The 21,467-nt window shown below is 66.9% G+C and carries 23 protein-coding genes; 11 read left to right on the top strand and 12 right to left on the bottom strand.

Annotated features, from left to right (window positions below; translation table 11 throughout):
• Positions 1-77 precede the first annotated feature (77 nt).
• On the bottom strand, positions 78-872 hold the full coding sequence (locus A1351_RS02770; RefSeq protein ID WP_024878705.1) for a protein-disulfide reductase DsbD domain-containing protein: 795 nt from the start codon (positions 870-872) through the stop codon (positions 78-80).
• A gap of 89 nt (positions 873-961) precedes the next feature.
• Here A1351_RS02770 and A1351_RS02775 point away from each other — a divergent pair, with 89 nt between their 5' ends.
• A complete protein-coding gene (locus tag A1351_RS02775) occupies positions 962-1,693 on the top strand; it encodes a YqgE/AlgH family protein (RefSeq protein ID WP_024878706.1) in 732 nt (243 codons plus the stop codon).
• A 79-nt stretch (positions 1,694-1,772) separates the two neighbouring features.
• Here A1351_RS02775 and A1351_RS02780 read toward each other — a convergent pair whose 3' ends face one another.
• From A1351_RS02780 to A1351_RS02810, 7 genes are read right to left on the bottom strand one after another with little or no spacing between them, the layout of a single operon-like run.
• Entirely contained in the window at positions 1,773-3,077 is a 1,305-nt protein-coding gene (locus A1351_RS02780; RefSeq protein ID WP_024878707.1) for a glycosyltransferase family 2 protein, read from the bottom strand.
• Positions 3,078-3,083: 6 nt separating this feature from the next.
• Entirely contained in the window at positions 3,084-4,265 is a 1,182-nt protein-coding gene (locus A1351_RS02785) for a glycosyltransferase (RefSeq protein WP_157096059.1), read from the bottom strand.
• Positions 4,262-5,059, bottom strand: coding sequence for an SDR family oxidoreductase (locus tag A1351_RS02790; RefSeq protein ID WP_024878709.1), 798 nt, complete (start codon positions 5,057-5,059; stop codon positions 4,262-4,264). The genes A1351_RS02785 and A1351_RS02790 overlap by 4 nt, the downstream gene beginning before the upstream one ends.
• A complete protein-coding gene (locus A1351_RS02795; RefSeq protein ID WP_064032091.1) occupies positions 5,056-5,475 on the bottom strand; it encodes a MaoC family dehydratase in 420 nt (139 codons plus the stop codon). Before A1351_RS02795 ends, A1351_RS02790 begins: the two co-directional genes overlap by 4 nt.
• Positions 5,472-5,888 (bottom strand): hypothetical protein, encoded by a 417-nt coding sequence (locus tag A1351_RS02800; protein WP_064032092.1) that lies wholly within the window; start codon positions 5,886-5,888, stop codon positions 5,472-5,474. The genes A1351_RS02795 and A1351_RS02800 overlap by 4 nt, the downstream gene beginning before the upstream one ends.
• Positions 5,889-7,133 carry a beta-ketoacyl synthase gene (locus tag A1351_RS02805; RefSeq protein ID WP_024878712.1) on the bottom strand — a complete coding sequence of 415 codons (1,245 nt, stop codon included), beginning with the start codon at positions 7,131-7,133 and terminating at the stop codon, positions 5,889-5,891.
• Position 7,134: 1 nt separating this feature from the next.
• On the bottom strand, positions 7,135-7,410 hold the full coding sequence (locus tag A1351_RS02810) for an acyl carrier protein (protein WP_024878713.1): 276 nt from the start codon (positions 7,408-7,410) through the stop codon (positions 7,135-7,137).
• A 190-nt stretch (positions 7,411-7,600) separates the two neighbouring features.
• Here A1351_RS02810 and A1351_RS02815 point away from each other — a divergent pair, with 190 nt between their 5' ends.
• From A1351_RS02815 to A1351_RS02825, 3 genes are all read left to right on the top strand, one after another.
• Positions 7,601-9,454, top strand: a complete 1,854-nt coding sequence (locus tag A1351_RS02815) for a methylmalonyl-CoA mutase family protein (protein WP_064032122.1) — start codon at positions 7,601-7,603, stop codon at positions 9,452-9,454.
• Positions 9,454-9,882, top strand: coding sequence for a hypothetical protein (locus A1351_RS02820; protein ID WP_064032094.1), 429 nt, complete (start codon positions 9,454-9,456; stop codon positions 9,880-9,882). The genes A1351_RS02815 and A1351_RS02820 overlap by 1 nt, the downstream gene beginning before the upstream one ends.
• 380 nt (positions 9,883-10,262) lie before the next feature.
• Complete coding sequence (locus A1351_RS02825) at positions 10,263-11,996, top strand: methyltransferase domain-containing protein (protein WP_064032096.1); 1,734 nt, start codon at positions 10,263-10,265, stop codon at positions 11,994-11,996.
• Positions 11,997-12,033: 37 nt separating this feature from the next.
• On the opposite strand, the gene A1351_RS02830 is transcribed toward A1351_RS02825, so the two are convergent.
• Both A1351_RS02830 and A1351_RS02835 read right to left on the bottom strand, forming a co-directional pair.
• Complete coding sequence (locus A1351_RS02830; RefSeq protein ID WP_024878717.1) at positions 12,034-12,402, bottom strand: hypothetical protein; 369 nt, start codon at positions 12,400-12,402, stop codon at positions 12,034-12,036.
• Between the two features lie 4 nt (positions 12,403-12,406).
• Entirely contained in the window at positions 12,407-13,699 is a 1,293-nt protein-coding gene (locus A1351_RS02835) for a murein L,D-transpeptidase (protein ID WP_024878718.1), read from the bottom strand.
• Positions 13,700-14,004: 305 nt separating this feature from the next.
• Here A1351_RS02835 and A1351_RS02840 point away from each other — a divergent pair, with 305 nt between their 5' ends.
• From A1351_RS02840 to A1351_RS02860, 6 genes are all read left to right on the top strand, one after another.
• Positions 14,005-14,523, top strand: a complete 519-nt coding sequence (locus A1351_RS02840) for a sigma-70 family RNA polymerase sigma factor (RefSeq protein ID WP_051592704.1) — start codon at positions 14,005-14,007, stop codon at positions 14,521-14,523.
• Positions 14,520-15,158, top strand: a complete 639-nt coding sequence (locus A1351_RS02845; protein WP_064032099.1) for an NrsF family protein — start codon at positions 14,520-14,522, stop codon at positions 15,156-15,158. The genes A1351_RS02840 and A1351_RS02845 overlap by 4 nt, the downstream gene beginning before the upstream one ends.
• Positions 15,152-15,892: a TlyA family RNA methyltransferase gene (locus A1351_RS02850; protein ID WP_024878721.1), complete on the top strand. Its 741-nt coding sequence runs from the start codon at positions 15,152-15,154 to the stop codon at positions 15,890-15,892. Before A1351_RS02845 ends, A1351_RS02850 begins: the two co-directional genes overlap by 7 nt.
• Positions 15,892-17,160 (top strand): class I SAM-dependent RNA methyltransferase, encoded by a 1,269-nt coding sequence (locus tag A1351_RS02855; RefSeq protein ID WP_198162199.1) that lies wholly within the window; start codon positions 15,892-15,894, stop codon positions 17,158-17,160. The genes A1351_RS02850 and A1351_RS02855 overlap by 1 nt, the downstream gene beginning before the upstream one ends.
• Before the next feature lie 242 nt (positions 17,161-17,402).
• On the top strand, positions 17,403-17,525 hold the full coding sequence (locus A1351_RS25975; RefSeq protein WP_256367021.1) for a hypothetical protein: 123 nt from the start codon (positions 17,403-17,405) through the stop codon (positions 17,523-17,525).
• A 135-nt stretch (positions 17,526-17,660) separates the two neighbouring features.
• Complete coding sequence (locus A1351_RS02860) at positions 17,661-18,995, top strand: FAD-binding oxidoreductase (RefSeq protein WP_245291562.1); 1,335 nt, start codon at positions 17,661-17,663, stop codon at positions 18,993-18,995.
• Here A1351_RS02860 and A1351_RS02865 read toward each other — a convergent pair.
• Together A1351_RS02865 and A1351_RS02870 are read right to left on the bottom strand one after the other, a co-directional pair.
• Positions 18,973-19,629 (bottom strand): hypothetical protein, encoded by a 657-nt coding sequence (locus tag A1351_RS02865; RefSeq protein ID WP_064032102.1) that lies wholly within the window; start codon positions 19,627-19,629, stop codon positions 18,973-18,975. The two genes, A1351_RS02860 and A1351_RS02865, sit on opposite strands and share 23 nt — an antisense overlap.
• A 59-nt stretch (positions 19,630-19,688) precedes the next feature.
• A complete protein-coding gene (locus A1351_RS02870; RefSeq protein ID WP_024878725.1) occupies positions 19,689-20,222 on the bottom strand; it encodes an invasion associated locus B family protein in 534 nt (177 codons plus the stop codon).
• A gap of 346 nt (positions 20,223-20,568) precedes the next feature.
• Between A1351_RS02870 and coxB the strand changes: the two genes are divergently transcribed.
• A complete protein-coding gene (gene coxB / locus A1351_RS02875) occupies positions 20,569-21,447 on the top strand; it encodes a cytochrome c oxidase subunit II (RefSeq protein ID WP_024878726.1) in 879 nt (292 codons plus the stop codon).
• Positions 21,448-21,467: the final 20 nt, after the last annotated feature.

Here is a 21,467-nt window from a genome sequence, read left to right on the forward strand (position 1 = left end):
TTGTTTGGAGTGTTTTCGAGCAAAGTGGGAACCGGTTCGCGTGAAGAAAACACGACAGAACAAGGGAATCGAGAGCCTCAATCCAGTGTCAGCGGCAGCTCCACCCCGCCCTTTTCGGTGCGGATCGTCGCGCGGGCTTCGATCGCGCCCTCCAGCTTTCCTTCGCCGAGCTTCAGCTCGAAACCGCCTTTTCCATCGGCCGCGCTGTCGATGATGTAGGGCTCCGGCGCCTCGATGAAGACATCCGCCGCCTTGCCCGGCCCGAGATAGCGCAGCCGCCAGGCGCCCGCGCCGGCGCGCGCGACCTCCACAAATTTCTTGGCCTCGCCGGCGCCGATCGGCCGGGGAACCAAAGTCTCCGCCGCCGCCAGCCGCTCGGCGAAGGGCGAGGCCCCCGCCTCGGGCAGCGCCAGCGAGAGCTTCGCCTTTGCAGGAAGGCAGATTTGCGCACAGGCCGCATAGTCCAGCGCCAGCTTCAGCACGACCGGCGCGCCCGCCTTTTTCGCGGTGACGCGCAGCGGAAAAACCAAGCTCTCGTCATAGCCGGCGACCGTCATTCCGGCCTCGGCGATATGCTTGGGCGCCGGATAGAGCGTCTCCACGGCGGCGACATTCTCCGAGCCCGAGAAATCGAGGACGGGTGGCGCGCCGGCGTCGCCGGGGCTGCGCCAATAGGTGACGGTTCCCGGATCGAGCGCGATCTCGACGCCCAGGCGATAGACGCCCCCGCTCGGCGCGCCGGCCGAGAGGAGACGGGCCGCCGAATGCGCAGCGCGGGCGAAGGGGGTGGCGAAGTCCCCATCCTGCGCGGCCGCGGGCGAGGCGAGCGACGCCAGGGCGAGCGCGGCCGCCGCCAGATTTCGTGCATGCATATCGAGGTCCCCGGGGCGCCCCCCGCGCCGGCTTTTTGCTCAGTCGAACGGCGCTTGTTATGCGTTTGCGCCGCGGGTAGTATGACCCTATGAGCCCGGTCGGCAAGAAACAAGGCCTCGAGAAATCGGCCGCCCGCGCAGCCCGGCGGTCGGCGGGCTCGCGCGGCGCCGGCTCCTCCGTTCCGATCATCCGCGGTCCCGAGGCGGGGCGCGAGACGGGCGCGGGCTCCAAATCTTCCGGCAGGCGCTATCTCGACGGGCAGATGCTCGTGGCGATGCCCGGCATGGTCGACGAGCGTTTCGCGCGCTCGGTCATCTATCTCTGCGCCCATTCGGAAGACGGCGCCATGGGCATTGTCGTCAATCAGCCCTCGCAGGTCCGCAATTTCCCCGATCTTCTTGTGCAGCTGCAGATCATCGCGCCGCAGGAGCGCATCAGCCTGCCCAAGGAGACCGAGACCATACAAGTGCTGCAGGGCGGCCCGGTGCAGACCGACCGCGGCTTCGTGCTGCATTCCTCGGATTTCTTCATCGACAATTCGACGCTGCCGATCGACGATGGCGTGTCCTTGACCGCCACGATCGACATTCTGCGCGCCATCGCCTCTGGCGAGGGGCCTAATCAGGCGCTGCTGGCGCTGGGCTACGCCGGCTGGGACCCCGGCCAGCTCGAGAATGAGATCCAGCACAATGGCTGGCTCAACTGCCCGGCCGATCCTTCCATTTTGTTCGACTCCGATCTCGAGTCGAAATATGCGCGCGCTCTGGGCCTCATCGGCATCGATCTGGCGCGGCTGTCGTCCGCCGCGGGACATGCGTGAAAATCAGCGAATAGAGAGTAGCGAGTAGCGAATAGAGAGGTTTTCTACTCGCTACTCTCTATTCGCTACTCGCTCCATCTCACTCCGCTTCTTGAATTGTCGGCGTCGCAGTCGCCGCCGTCACTTCCGTCTTGGGCGTGCGCTTGAAGGTGGATTTGCGGCCGCGCATCGTCTGCAGGATCTTCGCGCCATTGGAGAAGGCGAGATAGATCATCAGCGGCGGCACCGAGACCATGGTCTTCGCATAATCGGTCAGCGCGCCGCGCTTCAGCGCCAGATAGGGCAGAAGCGTGAAGCCGACCACGACGACCAGCGTCTCGACGCCGATGAACTCCAGCACCGGCAGATAGGGCGTCAGCGAGCCGCGCAGGATCACGCCGAGCAGCAGGCAAATGAGGCCGATCGCCGCCGTCGGAAAAAAGATCTGATGCACGATGAGCACGATTGCCGCGACGCGGCGGGTCAGCGACCAGGGCGCGTTCCACAGCGGCAGAACGGTCTTCTGCGCCACTTGCACGAAGCCGTTGGACCAGCGGCGCTGCTGGCGGCGATAGTCGCGCAGGCCTTCCGGCACTTGGCCGGGAATGGGCGGCTCGGAAACGAAGATGCCATGCCATCCGCCGAGCGCCGCGCGCACGGTGAGGTCCAAATCTTCGCAGAGCGAGTAATCGGACCAGCCGCCGACGGCCTCGATCGTCTGGCGGCGCCAGATGCCGCCGGTGCCGTTGAATTGGAACAGCCAGCCGGCGAGCGCGCGCGTGCGCTGCTCGACGAGGAAATGGCCGTCCTGCACGAGACCTTGCGCGCGCGTCAGCCAATTCTTGCGATAATTGGAGAATTCGCAGCGCGATTGCACGAAGCCGGCGCGATCGTCCTTCACCAGCAGCGGCACTGTGCGGCGCAGCCAATCGGCCGGCGGGCGGAAATCCGCGTCCAGCATGGCGATATAGGGCGCGTCGAAGAGCTTCAGCCCCTCGGCGCAGGCGCCGGCCTTGAAGCCGGAGCGATCGGCGCGGCGCACGTGATGAATGTCGACGCCTCTGGCGCGCAGCTCGATCGCGACCGCTTCCGCGCGCACGGGCGTCTCGTCGGTCGAATCGTCGAGCAGCTGAATATGCAGCCGATCCTTGGGCCAATCGAGCTCGGCGACGCAGCGCAGCGCCTGCTCTGTCACCTCGGCCTCGTTGAAGACGGGGATCTGCAGCAGCACATGCGGCAGCTCATCCTCGGGCAGGACGACGGCCTCGGGATCGCGCGCGCCGCGCAATTGATCGAAGAGGAAGCGGGCGATGATCGCGACGAAGCCGGCGCCGATCGAGATCATGATCAGCGCCGCGACGAGCCAGACGCTATCGACGAGAAACTGCAGAAGAGCGAGGATCAAGCGGTTTTATCCTTCTTCCTTCGCGACTTGCGGCTCCGTCGCGGCGGCCGCCTCGCCGCTGGAGCGCGTGTCGATCGTCGTCCTGGCCCAGACGACCTTGGTGGCCGTCCAAGCGTGCAGCCACACTGCGAACATCAACGCCTCGCGCGAGAGAAAAATCACCGGCGCGGCCCAAGATACCTTCCACCCCTTGGCGATGGAAAGCAGCGTCTCCGAGCTTAGCCACAAACCAAAAGTGACGGTCAAGGCCGCCACGGGCGAGACGCCGACGAGCGGCGCCCCGATCGCCGCCGCGGCGAAGGCCGGCAGCGCCTGGCAGAAAGGCTCGGCCAGGAAGGAGAGAATCTCGTCGTCGCGGCGCACCACGCTCCAGCGCAATTGCCGATTATAGATGTCGACGATGTTGCGCTCGCCCAATTCCTGGCGCACCAGCCGATGCGAGAAGACGGTGCGAAGCTTGATGCGGCCCAGCGCCTTGGCGGTGGCGTTGTCCTCGCCCACCGTATGCGCGATCGCCGGAAAGCCGCCGGCGCGCAGAAAATCGCTGCGGCGAAACAGCATGATCTTGCCGACGCCGAAGCCGCCGCCGAGCACGGAGGCCGCGAACAGCATGCGCTGATGCGGGCCGTTCATTATGCCGGCCTCGACCAGCGCGGCGAAATTCTCCGGCCGCGCGGCATAGGGAATAGCGCAAACCATGCCGACGCCGGGCTTCAAATGGCGCATCGTCTCGGCGAGATCGTCCGGCTCCAGCACGATGTTGGAGTCCTTCATGAAGATCACATCATTGCGCGCCGCGTTGACGGGCGCGAAGAGATTGTCGACCTTGGGACTCGCGGCGAAACGCGCCGTGGAGTGCAGGACGCGCGATTCGATCTGCGGATGGCGCGTGAAAATGTCGCGCATCGCCGCAATTGCGGGGGATTCCGCTTCCGTCGCCGAGGCCAGCGCCTCGAATTGTGGATAAGTCTGCGCGAGAGCCGATTCCTGAGCGCGCTCGAAACCCTGGTCGAGCATCTTCACCGGCAGGACGAGAGAGACGGGCGGCTGCTCCCGGCAGGTTCCGCGCCGTGCGATGAGCCAGGGGTGAACGAGCGCCGCCGTCACCGAGAGAAGCAGCAGCAAGGCGGAGCAGGCCCAGAACACAGCCGACAGAACGACGAGCGAATACAGGATGCTGTCGATCACGGCTTCTCCCGTTCATGGGTCTGAGGCACGGACACTTCGAAGAGCCGCATGACCGAATCGACGGTGCGGGGCGGCAGCATCGCAAACAGCTTCATCGCATAATAGACGAAGAGCGGAAAGGCGATCACGGCGGCGCGGCGGTCGAGACCCCGCATGATGATCTCCGCGGCTTTCTCGTCGCTGACCTTGCCGGCCTGCCACGCTTGCAGCTTGTCGGTCATCGGCGTCGCCACGAAGCCGGGGACGATGAGGCTCACATGCACGCCATGCGGGGCGAGAGCGCCACGCAGTGAATCTGCATAGAGGTGAACCGCCGCCTTGCTGGCGCAATAGGCCGGCGAATAGGGCAGGCCGCGCAGCCCGGCCATGGAGCCGACGACGGCGATCTGCCCGCGCCCCCGCGCCGTCATCGCGTCAATGGCGGGCTCCACCGTGTTGAACACGCCGAGCACATTGATCGACAGCGTGCCGCGAACCGCCTCGGGATCCTCGGCGATCTGGCCGCGGGAGAGGCCGGTGGAGACGCCGGCGTTGGCGATGACGATATCGAGCGGCTCGCGCGCATCCGCCGCGGCGATGCGCTCCGCCATAGCGGCGCGGTCGCGCACATCGGCGATGGCGACGTCCACCTCGGCGCCCTTGGCCCGGCAGTCGGCGGCGACCGCCTCCAGCCGCGCGGCGTCGCGGCCGAAGAGGGCGAGGCTGCGCCCCTCCTGCGCATAGCGCAGCGCCAGCGCGCGGCCGATGCCGCTGGACGCGCCGGTGACGAGAATGCGCCGCGCGCCGCGCTTCACGGGCGGAGCTTTCGCGGCAGGGTCATCAGCGCCTCGCCGACGATCGCCGGCGCCCGTGTTTCGCCATAGGCCAGAAGTCGCAAGAACACTCCCTCCTGGGGGGATGAGCGCAGCACGCGGGCGGTGAGCGTCACCGCCTCGCCGCGCAGCACCGGCTGCACGAATTTGCCGGAGAGCCGCGCCAGAAACAAATCGCGCCGCCAGGCGCTGAGCAGCGGCTCGAAGGCGGCGAGAAGCTTCATGCCATGGACCGGCGGCGCGGGAAAGCCGATGGCGCGCGCCAGATCATCGTCGAGATGCAGCGGATTGGCGTCGCCGGAGGCCTCCGCATAGGCGGCGAGCGCGGCGGCGTCGAAGGGGCCGATCCGCCAGTCCGGCAGGCGCTCGCCGACCGTGGGCAGATAGGCGCCGCTCACGGGGCGCTCCCGAGGCCAGCGGGGCGCGGCACGATGCGCAGAAGCGTCTCGGCGTGCAGGCGCGGCTCGCCGCCGATCGTCGTGAGGTTGCCGTTGACGGCAAGGCGCGGCGGCTCGGCCTCGCGGCGCATGGAGACGGTCAGATCATAGCTCTCGCCGACGCGCAGCGGCGCGAAATAATGGAAGCTCTGCGACTCGTGCACCGCAACCACATCGTCGCCCGCCAAAAAATCGCGGATCGCGGTCTCGATCTCCTCGGCCGTCATCCACACGGCGGGAAAGGCGACCGGCACGATCTTCTCCAGCGTGTCGGGAAAGCCGGTCTCGCGGCGATAGCGCGCGATGCGCTCCTCATCCGCCACGACGCGCAACGGGCCGATCCGCGTCTCGCCGCTCTCGGGCGCTTCGGCCATCTAGGCCTCTCCCGCGAGCGCGCGCACGATCAGCACGGCGTTGATGCCGCCAAAGGCGAAGGAGTTGGACATGGCCGTGCGAATCTCGACGCGGCGCGCCTCATTGGGCACGGCGTCTATCGGGCAGCGCGGATCGAAATCGAGGAAATTGATCGTCGGCGGCGCGATCTGCTCCTGCAGCGCGCGGATCGTCAGCGCCAGCTCGAGCCCGGCGCTGGCGCCCAGAGCGTGGCCGTGGATCGGCTTGGTGGAGGAGACCGGCAGATGCGCCGCGCGCTCGCCGAACACGCGGCCGATGGCGGCCGCCTCGGTGACGTCATTGGCGTGGGTCGCCGTGCCATGGGCGTTGAGATAGTCGATCGCCTCCGGCCCCAGCCCGGCGTCGGCGAGGGCCGCCTGCATCGCGCCGATCATCCCGTCGAGATCGGGACGCACGAAATCCTTGGCGTCGCTCGTCGTGCCATAGCCGGCGAGCTCGCAGAGCGGCGCATGGCCGCGCTTTTGCGCCGATTCCAGCGTCTCCAGCACGAAGACCGCGGCGCCTTCGCCGAGGCTCATGCCATTGCGGCCCATGGAGAAGGGGCGGCAGAAATCCGGCGTCATCACCCGCAGCCCTTCCCAGGCGCGAATGGTGCCGTTGATGACGCAGGCCTCGGCGCCGCCGACGATGGCGCGGTCCATGAGGCCGAAGCGGATCATCTGCGCGCCGAGACCCACCGCCTGGCTCGCCGAGGAGCAGGCGCTGCCGAGCGCGAAGGTCGGGCCATTGGCGGAGTAGCGCATGCCGAGCGTCGTCGGAGCGGCGCTCGGAATGAGGCGCGGCACGCTGAACGGATCGGGCCTGATGCGCTCCTGATAGTAATGGCGCAGGCCATTGTCGATCGTCGTCATCCCGCCGATGCCGGAGCCGACGATGACGCCGACGCGCGGGCCGGAGAGCTCCTCGCGCGCAAAGCCGGCCTGGGCGACCGCCTCATCGGCGGCCACCAGCGTGAATTGCGTGAACGGATCGCAGAAGGTGAGAAGCGCCTTCTCGAGATATTGCGACGGATCGAAGCCGGGAACCTGCGCCGCGATCCTGATGCGGCCGTCATAGGGATATTCGGTCACGAGCGGCCGGATTTGCGAGACGCCGTCTCGGGCCGCCGTCCACAGCGCCGCGGCGCCGACGCCCGCCGCCGAGACGGCGCCCATGCCCGAAATCACCACTCGACGCTCGCCGACGCCCCCGGACGAAGCGGCCATATTATTGTTTCTCTCTCTCTTTCGACACATATTCGGCGATGGCGTCGATCAATCCCTCGACATTCTTGGCGTCCTGCAGAGCGCCATCCATCGGGATATAGACGTTGAACTTTTCCTCGAGCGCCGTGAGAATCATGACGATATCGACCGATTTGAGGCCGAGGCTCTCGATCGTCGCATCGGGCGTGACCTTTGTGCGGTTGATCATGCCTTCCTTGGCGATGACCTCGATGATCTCTTCGACGAGCTTGGCTTTATCCTGCGGATCTTCAGCCACGTCCACCTCCGTTCAGGGTTTCTCAGCCAGTCGGGCCGCCGCCTCTCGGCGGGCGGCGTCGCGTTCTCGTTAAGGCGCCCCGAGGCGAAAATAAAGCCCGGCGCGGGCGAAGGCTGCGGATATGGGTGGCGGCGCGCGGCGCTTCATGCAAGAAGACGCCCGCAACCCCGTCATTGTTCGAGGCTCGCTCATGAGTTTGCAAGACGCGCCGCTGGCCGGCGTTTTTCCACCGGGAAACGAGGAGGGCTGGCGCAAAATCGTCGACCGGGCGCTCAAGGGCGCGTCCTTCGACCGGCTGATATCCAAGACCTATGACGGGGTGGAGATATCCCCGCTCTATCCGCGCGCGACCGCGCCGGGTCCGCGGGCGCTGCGCGCCACGGCCGGCCGCTGGTCCATTCTGGCGCGGGTCGATGTTTCCGGCGCCGATGCGGCCAACGCCCTCGCGCTCGGCGATCTCGAGGGCGGCGCCGACGGCTTGCACATCGTCTTCGCCGGCGCCCAGGGCGCCTATGGGACGGGCCTTTCCGACGATGGCGAGGACGCGCTCGCCCATGTCTTCGACAAGATCCGCTTCGACTACGGAATTCCCGCGCTGGTGGAGTTTTCCCCAGCCGCGCCGAAAGCGGTGGATACGCTGCTGCGGCTCATCGATCGCGCCCATATAGAGCCCAGCATCACGCGCCTCTCCTTCGGGCTCGATCCTCTCGGCGCGAAGGCGCTGCACGGTTTCGCGCCCGCGCCTTGGGCGCAGGAGAGCAAATCCTTCGCGGCGCGCGCCAAGAGCCTCGCGGCCGCCGGCTATCGTTTCGGGACCGTCGCCGCCGACGCCCGCGTGATCCATGCCGCCGGCGGGACGGAGGCGCAGGAGCTCGGCTTCGCGCTCGCCGCCGCGCTCGCCTATCTGCGCGCCCTCGAGGAGGGCGGCGTCGCGCTCGACGAAGCGCGCGGGCTGCTCGCCTTCCGCCTCGCGGCGGACGCCGATGAATTCGTCACCATCGCCAAGTTCCGCGCTCTGCGGCGGCTGTTCGCGCGCGTGGAGGAGGCTTGCGGCCTCACGCCGGCGCCGATCTTCGTCCATGCGGAAACGGCGTGGCGCATGATGACGCGGCGCGATCCCTGGACCAATCTGCTGCGCGCGACGCTCGCCTCTTTCGGTGCGGCGATCGGCGGCGCCGACGCCGTGACCGTTCTGCCCTTCACGCAGGCGCTCGGCGCGCCGGATGATTTCGCCCGTCGCCTCGCCCGCGACACGCAGCTGGTGCTGCAGGACGAATCCCACATCTATGCGGTGGACGATCCGGCGAGCGGCTCCGGCGGCATGGAGGCGCTGACCGAGGCGCTCTGCGAGCGCGGCTGGGCGGAGTTCCAGAGCCTCGAGGCCGAGGGCGGTCTCGCCGCGGCTCTCGAGAAGGGCTCCTTCCAGGGCCGCATCGCCGAGGTCGCCGGCAAGCGTGCGCAGAATGTCGCGCGCTCGCGCGACAAGATCACCGGCTCCAACGCTTTTCCCGATATCGGCGAAGCGCCGGTGGCGACGCTGGCGCCTTTCGACGCCTCGCTCGCCGAGGCCCCCGCGCCGGCCGGCGCGCTGAAATCGCCGCCTCTGCGGCCGCGTCGTCTCGCCGAGCCTTTCGAGACGCTGCGCGATCGTTCCGACGCCGCGGCGGCGAAGGGCGCGCGGCCGCGCATCTTCCTCGCCAATCTCGGCGCGGTGGCGGTGTTCACGGCCCGCGCCAATTTCGCCAAGAATTTTTTCGAGGCGGGCGGCATAGAGGCCGTGTTCGGCGAGGAGGGCGCGGATGTCGCGGCGGCCTTCCGCGCGAGCGGCGCGAAGCTCGCATGCATTTGCTCATCCGACGCGATTTATGCGGAAAAAGCGGTCGAGGCGGCGCGCGATCTCGCCGCGGCGGGCGCGCGGGTCTATCTCGCCGGCCGGCCGGGAGAGCTCGAGACGGCGCTCAGAGCGGCGGGCGTTGCAGAATTTATTTACGCCGGCGGCGATATGTTCGACACGCTGCAGCGTGCGTGCGAGGAGGCCGGGTGATGCGTTGGCTGGGGACTTTCGTTCTTGCTTCGATGATGGCGGTCGGCGCCGCGCAGGCGGCCCCGCGCGAGTCGGCGAGCGCTGCGCCGGAGGCAGGCCGCTATGACGGCGGCTGGGTGTTCGAGGCGCGCACGACCGTCGGCTCCTGCCCGGGCCTTCTGCCCGATTCGATCGAGATCCGCGGCGATCTGCTCGTCGGCACGCAGGCCGGCGCCGCAGCGCTCGCCGCCGGCCGCATGGCGCATTGGGGCTATGTGGAGGGCGACGGCGCCATTATGACGCGCTTCACCACGCAGGGCGGCCATGTCGCGCGCGCTCACGGCAATCTGCGCGGCAACACCGGGCAGGGCGCATGGTCCTCTTCCACCGATAAATGTGGCGGCACATGGCGCGCCCATCGCGGCGGCGCCCAGCGCGCGGGGAATTGATCTTTCGCGGCCTTCGCCGTCTCTGCGCGCGTCGTAAAGAGTCGCGCGTAGGCTCTCCTCGCAGCGGCGAAAAACGCTGTCGTTCAGCGCTCCGCGCGACAATCCAGAGCATTGGCGCAGAGCCGCGCATGTTGCAAAACATCGCGAGCGTGACGATGCGCGCTGCGCTTTTTTCAGCGCGGCCGATCTGTCATTCGTGATCGCCGCGCCAGTAGAGCCGCGCTCCATTGCGGCCACGCCGGCGATTTCAGTCATGTTGCAGCGCAATGATATTGCACGCGCGCGCGCCATTGCTTCGGCGCGGGAGTCCTTTGTGGACAGCACCCGCTACGCCATGAGATAAACGGGCCAGCCTTCAGGTTTCGGAGCGATGGTGGCCTATGCCAAAGATTGTCGACTGTGTCATCGGATTCAACGAAATTGACATGCTCATGGTGCGGGTCGCCGAGCTCACCAATGTGGTCGACGCTTTCGTCGTCGTTGAATCCTCGAAGACGCATACCGGCGCGGCCAAGCCGATATTGCTCCGTGACGCGGTCGCCGAGCTGCGCGACGCCGGCTATGACATTCTCCATTATTTGATCGACGACATGCCCGGCTCCTTCGGCAGCGCGCGCGAGCTCGGATGGATCGTCGAAAACCTGCAGAGAAACTGCATTCTGCGTCCGCTCTCCTTGATGGGCCTTCCCGACGACGCCATCATCATGGTGTCGGACATAGACGAGATTCCGCGCGCCGAATGCGTGAAGCAGCTTCCCGCGCTGCTCGACAATCCGCGCAACATCGCCATCTTCGACATGGTGATGAAGAAATATTTCGTGAACAATGAGACCATCAGCCACTTCAACAATCTGCCTTGGCTCGGCACGGTCGCCTGCCGATATGGCCTGCTGAAGAACATCATGCCGCAAGGCGCGCGCATCGGCGATCCGATCAGCCCGCGCAGCGGCTGCCTCAATCTCGGCTATGACCGAGAGCTCTATTCCTATGAGCGCAGAGTGCCCAAAGGCGGCTGGCATTTCTCCAGCATGGGCGGCATGGAGGCGCTCGCGCTGAAGATGCAATCGATCGTCGAGCGCACGCGCGACAACACGGAGGCGGTGGCGAAGCCGACGCGCTTCGGCAAGCACAATCATCGCGGCTTCCGCGAGTCGAACGCCGAGGTCGTCGCCAAATTCCTGGCCGAGCACACGCCCGAGCTGAAGAATGTGAATTCGCCGACCCTGAAGGATGTCGCCGAGCTCGACATTCCCGATGTGCTGAAGACGTCGCCGCGTCAATTCGACTTTCTGTTCTATTTCACCGAAGCGATCGACGAGAACAGCGCGCCCATCGATGAGCTGCCGCCGATCGAGAAGCTCGCCTATCCCGGACCGCTGCTCAATTACGCGCCCAACTCCATCGAGCGGATTCGCGGGCATATGAGCCTCGCCGGAAAGAATGTGCTGCTCGTCGGCTATTCGGAGGCGCAGGCGCAATCGCTGATGGAGCAGGAGAACATCGCCTCGGCCAAGCGCCTCGCTCTGTGGGAAGACCACATCGACGCGCAAGGCTCCGCCTTCCCGGTCATCATCGGCGATATTTGCGGCCGCACCTCATTCGACGACAGCTCCTTCGACGCTGTGGTCTTCATGTCGGTGTGGGAGCATATGCACGATATTGAAGGCGCGTGCCGCGAATCGGCGCGCCTCACCAGGAATGGCGGCGTCGTCTTCACCGAGTTCGGCCCGGTCTGGACGGGCGCGACCGGCCATCATCTCTATCTCGACGGCGGCAATCCGGCGCTCGATTTCACGCAGCGTCAGCTGCCGAGCCATATGCATCTGCTCTATGATCGCGAGACGATCGCGCGTTATCTCTCGGATCATCGCGGCATTCATCCGCATCACGCGGATCGCGCGGTCGAGTTCATCTTCGACTCCGACAACATCAATCGTCAGCCCGCGCCCGCCTATTTCAAGGCGGCTCAGCACTTCCGTCCGATTGTGACCGAGGATTATGTGTCGCCGGTGCGGTCGGACATTCTGCGCCATTTGCGCGCGCGCTGGCCGCAGATCGATCGCTTCGATCTCGATGGCGGCGCATGGGCCTTCGCCGTCGACAAGCCGTCCTAAAGACGCGAGAGCGTTTCCAGCCGAAGTAGACGCCGGTTCAGCTGAAGAAGCCACGGAACAGCCAAGCGACGCCGGCGAAACCCGCGAGACCGAGCGCGACGACCATCGTCGCCGCCGGCGCGCGCGCCATCGTCGGATTGCTCGACAGCAGGACGCGTCCGACGAAGCTCGTGGCGAAAGCTGCGGCGACCAGGGTCGCGACGATCAATGAGATCATCTCGCCGAGCCCGCAGCGCGGTTCGCTCGGGTGGTCGAAGAGCGGCCGCGCCAAAAACGCGATGACTGCGAGCCAGAGGATCGACACGGCGGCGAGCGAGCGCCATCCGCGCGTCGCGAGCACCGAAGCGAAGGGAATGAGATAGAATGCGAGCAGGAGCAGGATCGTGAGCGCCTGCTCCCAACGCATTCGCTCAGTTCTCTTCCTCGCCGAACACCGGCAGCATCTGCGGCGAGCGGGAGGCTTGCCGGGACGCCACGGGCGTCGGAGCGGGGGCCGATTGCTGCGGGATGGAGGCGGTGAGGCCGAGGCCGTCGCGCTGATAAATGTCCTCGCGGAACTGCATCACCCCGTCGGGCGTCGCCCAGGCGGTGACATAGACCCAATAGACCGGCACGGCGGGGGAAATCTTCACATCGATGCGCTCGCCGGAGCGGATCGCCTCGTCGATATGGTCGCGGTCCCAGCCGGGCGTCTCCTTCAGCAGCCAGGCGACATAGTCGCGCACATTCTGCAGGCGGATGCAGCCGGAGGAGACGAAGCGGAAGTCGTCGCCGAAAATGCCCTTGGCCGGCGTGTCGTGCATATAGACGCCGTAAGGGTTGGCGATGTCGATGCGCACCACGCCGAGCGAGTTGAAATCGCCGCCCGTGTCCTGGCGGAACTTGTAGTTCAGCGCCTCGAGCGAGTTCCAGTTGATCTGCTGCGGGGAGAGCTCGACGCCCTCCTTATTGTAGACGCGGATGTGATTGTCCGAGAGATAGTTGGAGTCCGCCTGCATCTTGGGGATCAGATCCTTGCGGATGACGGAGGCGGGCACGGTCCAGAACGGGTTGAAATTGACCTGGATCGCCTTGGTCTGCATCACCGGCGACTGGCGGTCGATCTTGCCGACGCCGGCCGTGTGATGGGTGACGACGGCGCCGTTCTCCACCGTCTCCACAGTGGCGGCGGGGATGTTGGCCGTCACATAGCGATTGCCGAGATCGCGCGAGAAGCTGCGCAGGCGCACGAGATTGGTCTCGAGCTGACGCAGGCGCAGCTCGGCGGAGACATTGAGCGCGGCGAAGGTCTGCGTCGAGACGACGCCCGTGGCGTTGACGCCGTGGCGCGCCTGGAAGCGGCGCACCGCGGCCTCCACGTAAGAGTCGAAGACGGGGCTCGTTCCGGCCTCGGCGCCGATGTCGCCCGAGACGATGAGCCGGCGGCGCAGCGCCGAGACGGCGGGGCCGTTGGAGCCGAGCCGCAGCTGCTGGCCGGCCGGCACCATGGGCCAGCCGCCGCGCGCGACGATCTCCTGCAGCTGCGCCATGGCCGTTTCGGTCGCGGCGACGGTCTGCGTGGAGAGGATGGGCGTCGTCGAGCGCGAGACGGTCAGTCTCGGGTCGGCGTCATAGCGCTGCGCCCATTCGGCCTGGCCGTCATAGGCGTCGCCCGCGGCGATCGCCGCCTGTGTCCCGGCGCCGGCGAGCGCGAGAACGCTCAACGAAAAGACGGACTTCGAAAACCTACGCAAGGGGAAGCTCCAATCCGACTGCGCCCGCGGCGGGCGAGGCCGCTGTCGCGCGGCGCGTCGATAGATTTGCGATTCTTTCGTTAAGAAGGCGCGAATAGTCCGGCGTTTTTGTGACGCGCCATGAAAATCCGGGAACCGAAAAACGAAAATCCGGGAACCGAAAACGCGCCTCTCGACGCATCCCCCGCGCATGACGTAACGAGAGAGCGCTTTTTCACGAATGGCAAGGTGGGCATTTGGGAGCGCGAGACGCCGAGGAGGAATGGGCCGTGCTGATGCGTGCCGCCATAGCGGGCGATTCGGGCGCCTATCAGAGGCTGCTGCTGTCGCTGACGCCGACGCTGCGCGGCGTCGCCCGGCGTGACTGCGCGCGGCTCGGCCTCGATGTCGGCGAGGCCGAGGATATCGTGCAGGAGACGCTGCTCGCCATTCATTTGAAGCGCGACACTTGGGATATGGACCGGCCGATCTCGCCGTGGATCATGACCATAGCGCGCAACAAGCTGATCGACGCGCGCCGTCGCCGCGGCGCAAAATCGCCGCTGCCGATCGACGACGCCTTCGATCTCGCGGCGCCCGAGGCGGCGGACGATGGCGTCGATCGCCAGGATGTCGATCGACTGCTCGGCGGGCTCGGCGAGCGTCAGCGCGATCTCGTGCGCTTCCTTTCGATCGACGGACATTCGGTGAGGGAGGCGGCCGAGCGCTATCGAATGAGCGAGGGCGCGGTGCGCGTCGCTCTGCATCGCGCGATCAAGGCTCTGGCCGCGCTCTATCGGAGGGGCGAGAAATGAGAACGGAAGAGCTGATCGGCGCGCTCGTCGCGGACCATGCGCCCTCGCGCTTTCGCTTCGCGCAGATTTTCGTGGGCGCGCTCGTCGCCGCCGCCATCGTCGCCGGGGCCGCGCTCCTCGGCTTCATCGGCGTGCGGGCCGATCTCGGCGAGGCCATGCACACGCTGCGCTTTCTCGCCAAATTCGCGGTGACGCTCAGCCTGCTCGGCGCCGGAGCCGGCCTGCTGCGCCGGCTCGCCACGCCGGGCGCGGAGCCCGGCTATTGGCGTTTCGCGCCTTTGCTCGCGCTGCTCGCGCTTCTCCTGGCGGTCGGCCTCGAGCTCATCGCCGCGCCGGCGGATAGCTGGGGCGCGCGGCTCGTCGGCCACAACGCCCGCGCCTGCGTCCTGTTCATTCCGCTGATCGCGACGGGGCCGCTCGCCATACTCATGCTGGCGCTGCGGCGCGGCGCGCCCAGCCGGCCGGCGGTCGCCGGGGCGGTCGCCGGCCTCGTCGCCGGCGCGCTGGCGGCGAGCTTCTACGCCACCCATTGCACGGATGACAGCCCGCTCTTCGTCGCCGTCTGGTATTCGCTGGCCATCGCCCTCGTCACTCTTGCCGGAGCGGCGCTCGGCGCGCGATTGCTGAGATGGTGAGCGCGCAGGGGCCGCTCCGCGCCGATGTGGCTTTGTGCGAGCGCGGCTTTTTCGAGAGCCGGGCCAAGGCGCGCGAGGCGATTCTCGCCGGCCTCGTCGAGGCGGACGGCCGCAGAATCGCCAAGCCGTCGCAGCTCGTCGCGCCCGGCGCGGAGATCGTCGCTCAGGCCCCGCATCCTTACGTTTCGCGCGGCGGCGTCAAGCTCGCCCATGCGCTGGAGGCTTTCGCCGTCGATGCGCGGGACCGCTATTGCCTCGATGTCGGCGCCTCGACCGGCGGCTTCACCGACGCGCTGCTGCGCGCCGGGGCGCGCCATGTCGTGGCGGTGGACGTCGGCCACGACCAATTGCACGAGCGGCTACGGCGCGATGCGCGCGTCGCCTCGCTGGAAGGGCTGGACGCGCGCGCTCTGACGCGGGAGCATCTGGCCGAGCCGCCGTCGCTGATCGTGATCGACGCCAGCTTCATCTCGCTGGCGTTGGTGCTGCCGCCGGTGCTGCCGCTCGCGGCCGAGGGCGCGAGCCTCCTGGCTCTGGTCAAGCCGCAATTCGAGGCCGGCCGCAAGGCGGGCAAGAAGGGCGTCGTGCGCGACGAGGCGATCCACGCCGAGGTCTGCGCGCGTATTACCACGGAGGTCGAGGCTTTGGCCTGGCATGTGCTCGGCGTCATCGCCTCGCCGATCGAGGGCGGCGACGGCAATCGCGAATTTCTCCTCCATGCGCGGCGGGCCTGATGTTGCAAAGATTGGTCATCGAACGTCTCGGCCATAAGGGCGAGGGCGTCGCCCGCACGGAGGAGGGGCTGGTCTTCGCGGCATTCGCTCTGCCTGGCGAGACGGTTCTCGCCGAGGTGGAGGGCGAGCGCGCCCGTGTCGTGGATATTCTCGAGCCCTCGCCGGATCGCATCGAGGACTTCTGCCCGCATTACGGCGTATGTGGCGGCTGCGCCGTGCAGACCTTGGCCGCGCCCGCCTATGCGCAATGGAAGCGCAGCCTCGCCGAGACGGCGCTGCGCAACGCCGGACTCGACTGGCCGGTCGAGCCGCTGATCGACGCCCATGGCGCCGGCCGTCGGCGTGTGACCTTCCATGCGCGTTATGAGAAGGGCGCGGCGCGCGTCGGCTTCATGCGCGCGCGCTCGCATGATCTCGTCGAGATCGACGCCTGCCCCTTGCTCGAGCCGCGCCTCGCCGGCGCCCCCGCCGCGGCGCGCGCTCTGGCGCAGGCGCTCGCCAGTCGCGGCAAGCCGCTCGACCTCGCCGTGACCGCGGCGACCGGCGGGCTGGATATCGACATTCGCGGCGCCGGCGAGCTGGAGGAGCGCGAGACTCTGGCGCTGCTGGAGCTCGCCGAGACCCTCGATCTCGCGCGCCTCGCCAATCATGGGCGGCTGGTGACGTTGCGCCTCCCGCCCGGGGTGATGATCGGCAAGACGCAAGTCTTCCCGCCGCCCGGCGCCTTTCTGCAAGCGACGGCCGAGGGCGAGGCCGCCATCGCCCGCCTCGTCGCGCAGGGCGTCGGCGAGAAGGCCAAGCGCGTGGCCGATCTCTTCTGCGGCGTCGGCGCTTTCGCGCTGCGGCTCGCGGCGCAGGCGCAAGTGACGGCGATCGATTCGGATGTGGCCGCGGTGGAGGCGCTGGACCGCGCCGCCCGCACGGCGAGGGGGCTGCGGCCGATCTCGTCGCAGGCGCGCGATCTCTTCCGCCGTCCGCTCGACCCTCAGGAGCTGAGCCGCTTCGACGCGGTCGTCTTCGATCCGCCGCGCGCCGGCGCGCTGGCCCAGGCCGAGGCGCTGGCCGCCTCCGCCGTGCGCCGCATCGTCGCCGTCTCCTGCGATCCGCAGAGCTTCGCCCGTGATGCCGCGGTTTTGAGCAAAGGCGGATATGCCGCAAAATTCATCACGCCGATCGACCAATTTCGGCATTCGCCGCATCTCGAGCTCGTCGCTCTCTTCGAGCGGGCGTCCGAGACCACGCCGCGCCGGCGGCTATTGTCGCGCTGACGCGAGCGTCGGCGGCGCGCAATTTTTCGTGCGCCCACCTATGGCGGAATGGCCCCGCAAATCCTACATTCCGTCGATGCATTTCATGTGACAACGGACGGTTTTCAGAAAGTGTTTCGGGGCTGGGCGGGGAATTTTGTCTTGCCAGCCCTGTCGAGTTGGGCATAGGATTTGCGTCCATGTCCAGCGTGGGGAGCCGGCTCCTCGGGAGGCTAGGCTCGAATCTGGAAGGAGATGGTCACATGAATGCGCTTCTCGCCGCAACATTGTGCAGTATCGTCCTCGGCGGACTTCCTGTCGCCGCCGCCGCTTATGTGCGGGTCCGCCGCACCGATGAAGCGCATCGTCGTCGTCGCCACTGGTGACCTTCTTCGAAGGGTCTCCCACAATCGAGGCAATCTTCGCTGACCGCCGTCGAAAAAGGACGCGATGACACGGGGCTGCTCGATCGCCTGAGCGCGATCGTGGGACGTGGCGGCGTCATCGTCGATCCCGGCGATATGGCCGCCTATCTCCGTGAGCCGCGTGACGCGTTTTTCGGCCGCGCTCCTTGCATCGTCAAGCCGCGAAGCGCCCGCGAGGTCGCTTCCGTTCTCGCCCTCTGCAATGAGGCCGGCGTCGGCGTCGTTCCGCAGGGCGGCAATACAGGCCTCGTCGGCGGCCAGACGCCCGACGACAGCGGCGCGCAAATCGTGCTGTCGCTGCAAAAGCTCGACAAGATTCGCGAGGTCGATCCCGCTTCCGACACGATGACGGTCGAAGCCGGCGTCATTCTCGCCAATGTCCAGGCCGCAGCGGAAGCCGCCGGCCGCTATTTCCCGCTCTCGCTCGGCGCCGAAGGCAGCTGCACCATCGGCGGCAATCTCGCCACCAACGCCGGCGGCGTGCATGTGATCGCCTATGGCGCGACGCGCGATCTCGCGCTCGGGCTCGAGGTGGCGCTCGCCGATGGGCGGCTGCTGTCCGGTCTCTCCAAGCTGCGCAAGGACAATACCGGCTATGACCTCGCCCATTTGTTCATCGGCTCGGAGGGCACGCTCGGAATCATCACCGCCGCGACGTTGAAGCTGTTTCCCCTGCCGCGCTCGCGCGCCACCGCTTTCGTCGGCCTTGCCGATCCGCACGCGGCGCTGAGCTTGCTGACGCTCGCTAAAGCGCGCGCCGGCTCGGCGCTGGTCGCCTTCGAGCTGATTCCGCGCATCGGCGTCGACTTCACGACGCGCCATATCGCCGGGGTTCGCGATCCGCTCGCCGGCGCGCATGGCTGGTATGTGCTGATGGAGCTGGCCTCGCCCGCCGAGAGCGGCGTCGAGGAGCTGCTGACCGAATTGCTCGGCGAGGCGATGGAGCAGGGCATAGCCGAGGACGCCGCCCTCGCCGCGACGCTGGAGCAGCGCGCCGGCCTATGGAAGCTGCGCGAGACTCTGCCGGAGGCGCAAAAGCCCGAGGGCGCTTCGATCAAGCACGATGTCTCCGTGCCGCTCGAATCGATTCCGGCCTTTCTCGAGGAGGCGAGCGCGCGCGTCATCGCCCATGCGCCGGGCGCGCGGCCAACGCCCTTCGGCCATATGGGCGACGGCAATATCCACTATAATATCTCGCAGCCCGAGGGCGCCGATCGCGCCGCCTTCCTCGCCCGCCGCGAGGAGATCAATGAGATCGTCCACGGGCTGGTGACGAAATATGCGGGCTCGATCTCCGCCGAGCATGGCGTCGGCGTGCTGAAGCGCGATCTGCTGCGCAGAGTGAAGGACCCGGTGGCGCTCGAGCTGATGCGCGCGATCAAATCCGCGCTCGACCCGAAGGGAATCCTCAATCCGGGGAAGCTTCTGTAGTGCGGGCGTGGCGCTTGCGGCGCTTTTGCGCCGGGGCCGATTTGTCGGCCGCGCCGCCTTCGAAGCCGACGAGAATCTCGTAATCATCTGCCGCCTGCGAGCCGAGATAGGGGACCGCCAAAGGCTCCGAGATCACGCGGAACTCGCCGCGCGCGGCGCCGGCGGGAACGCTCGCCGACACGTGATAGGTCTTGGAGGCGAGGATCGATTCGTCCTTCTGCCGCCGCGCGGCGATCTTCAGCGCGCCGGAGAAAGAGCCGGGCTGTCCGCTCGGGCCGAGCACGGCCGCGCCCTCCACGCCAACCTTTATGAGAATCTGATCGCCCGACACGGTGCATTCGCGCGCGAGATGCGACAGCGAGAGCTGATAGCGCACCGAGGAATTATCCGCGCCCGGCGGAACGCGCAGCGTCGCCGCGCCGGTGTCGACGAGAATTTCCGGGCAGTCCACCGCCGCGCCGGGAGCGGCCTGCACGGGCCGATCGGATTTTTGCGGCTCTTTCTCGCCGCCGTCGAAGACCGAGAGGGGATTGGGCAGGTCGAAGGCGCGGGCGCCGCTCGCCGCGAGCCCCGTCGCCACGCCGGAAATCGAGAGAATCGCAAAAAAGCGCCGCATCATCGGTCTCGTGTCCATCGGCCCTCTCATTCTTCAGCCCGCCACTCGGCGGCGCATGAGAAACGCCATTACCGCCATCACGGCAATTTGGCGAATCCCTCCTTGAAGCCGGCGAGCGACAAGGGCAGGCCGACGCCCTCGTCCGGCGTCAGATAGATGACGAAAGTGGCCGTCTTGCCGTTCTTGAGCTGGTCGACGAGCGCATCGTCCATCACCACATCGGCGACGCAGCCCGACGGCAGGCAGCGCACGAAGCCGGTGTCGCCGATGCGCGTCTTGTCGATGGTGAGGCCGAGGCCCTTGATCAGCAAGACATTCAGCGGCGCGATGACGCGCAGCAGCCGGCTCTTGCCGTCGCTGGTCTTCAGCACCACGACGACGAGATTGACATTGGCCTTGTCCTCCGCGGCGACGCTCTGAATCAGAGCGCATTGCTCGGCAGCCGCGCCGGCCGGCGTCTCGCAGCGAATCTCCCAATCGCCATATTTCGATTTGACAGCCCCCTGCGCCGCGGCGGGCGAGGTCGCAGACCATGCTGCGACTGCGAAAAACAGCCCCGCGACCACATGTCGCAACCTCGCGAGCCGGAGAACGGCGGCGTGCGGCCTCATTTTCGCTCCATCTTTTCTTCGATGCGGATTCCTATGGCCCTTAGGATCGAAACCGGGCCAAAACGGGGCGTTACGAAAAACCTCGAAGGTCCGGTCCTGCGTAGCAAATGGCCGCCCGCTGTCAAGCGGTGGGGCGCCGACGCCGCAATTTTGCGCAGAGGCAGGTGGCGCGACTTTTTGTCAGGCACACTGTGGCGCCGCAGCGATTGCGCGGCGCCGCTGTTTGTGGTTGAACCCGCGTGGGAATACCTGACGGGCCGGATTTGTGGCGGGTTCGGGCCGATCTATAGCTACCGGATAACAAAATCATAACGACCTTGTTCCTGAGGTCCGAGAGGCGATCTTCATGCTCATCGGCAGACGACCCACACTCCGCCGCGCGGCCTTGATGGCCGGCGCCGTATCCTCCCTGCTCCTGCTCGCGGGCGTCGCATCCGCCGAGGTGATCGGCCAGCCCTCGCCGGGAGGTCTCGGTCTTCCGACGACGGTGACGGAAGTGGGCGCCGAGACGCAGTTTTTCTACAATGTCATTCTGCTGCCCATTATCAGCTTCATCGGTCTCTTCGTTCTCGGCCTTCTCATTTACGTCTGCTGGCGCTTCAACGAGAACGCCAATCCGGTTCCCTCCAAGCTCACCCATCACACCGGCCTCGAGGTCGCCTGGACGCTGGTTCCGGTGCTGATCCTGGTGTTCATCGCCATCCCCTCCTTCCGCCTGCTGGCGCATCAGGTCGAGATTCCCGAGCCGAAGGTGACGATCAAGGTCACTGGCAATCAATGGTACTGGTCCTACGCCTATCCCGAGGATCAGGGCGGCGGCTTCTCCTTCGACCAGTTCCTGAAGTCCGACGCCGAGCTGAAGCCCGAGAATGGCGATGTCCGCCTGCTCTCGGTCGACAATGAGGCGGTGGTGCCGGTCGGCGAGGTCGTCAAGCTGCAGGTGATCGCCTCCGACGTGATCCACTCCTACACGATTCCGGCCTTCACCGTCCGCATCGACGCAGTGCCCGGCCGCCTGAACGAGACGTGGTTCAAGGCCGAGAAGGAAGGCATTTTCTACGGCCAGTGCTCGAAGATCTGCGGCAAGGATCATGCGTTCATGCCGGCCGCCATCCGCGTCGTCTCCAAGGAGAAATACGCCGAATGGCTGGTCGAGGCGAAGAAGAAGTTCGCCCAGGCCGACGTCGGGCGCATGCGCGTCGCCGACGAGAGCGCCGCGCGCTGACCTTCTCGCATCGCCCAACC

The sequence above is a fragment of the Methylosinus sp. R-45379 genome (assembly GCF_001644125.1).
Classification (GTDB): Bacteria; Pseudomonadota; Alphaproteobacteria; order Rhizobiales; family Beijerinckiaceae; genus Methylosinus.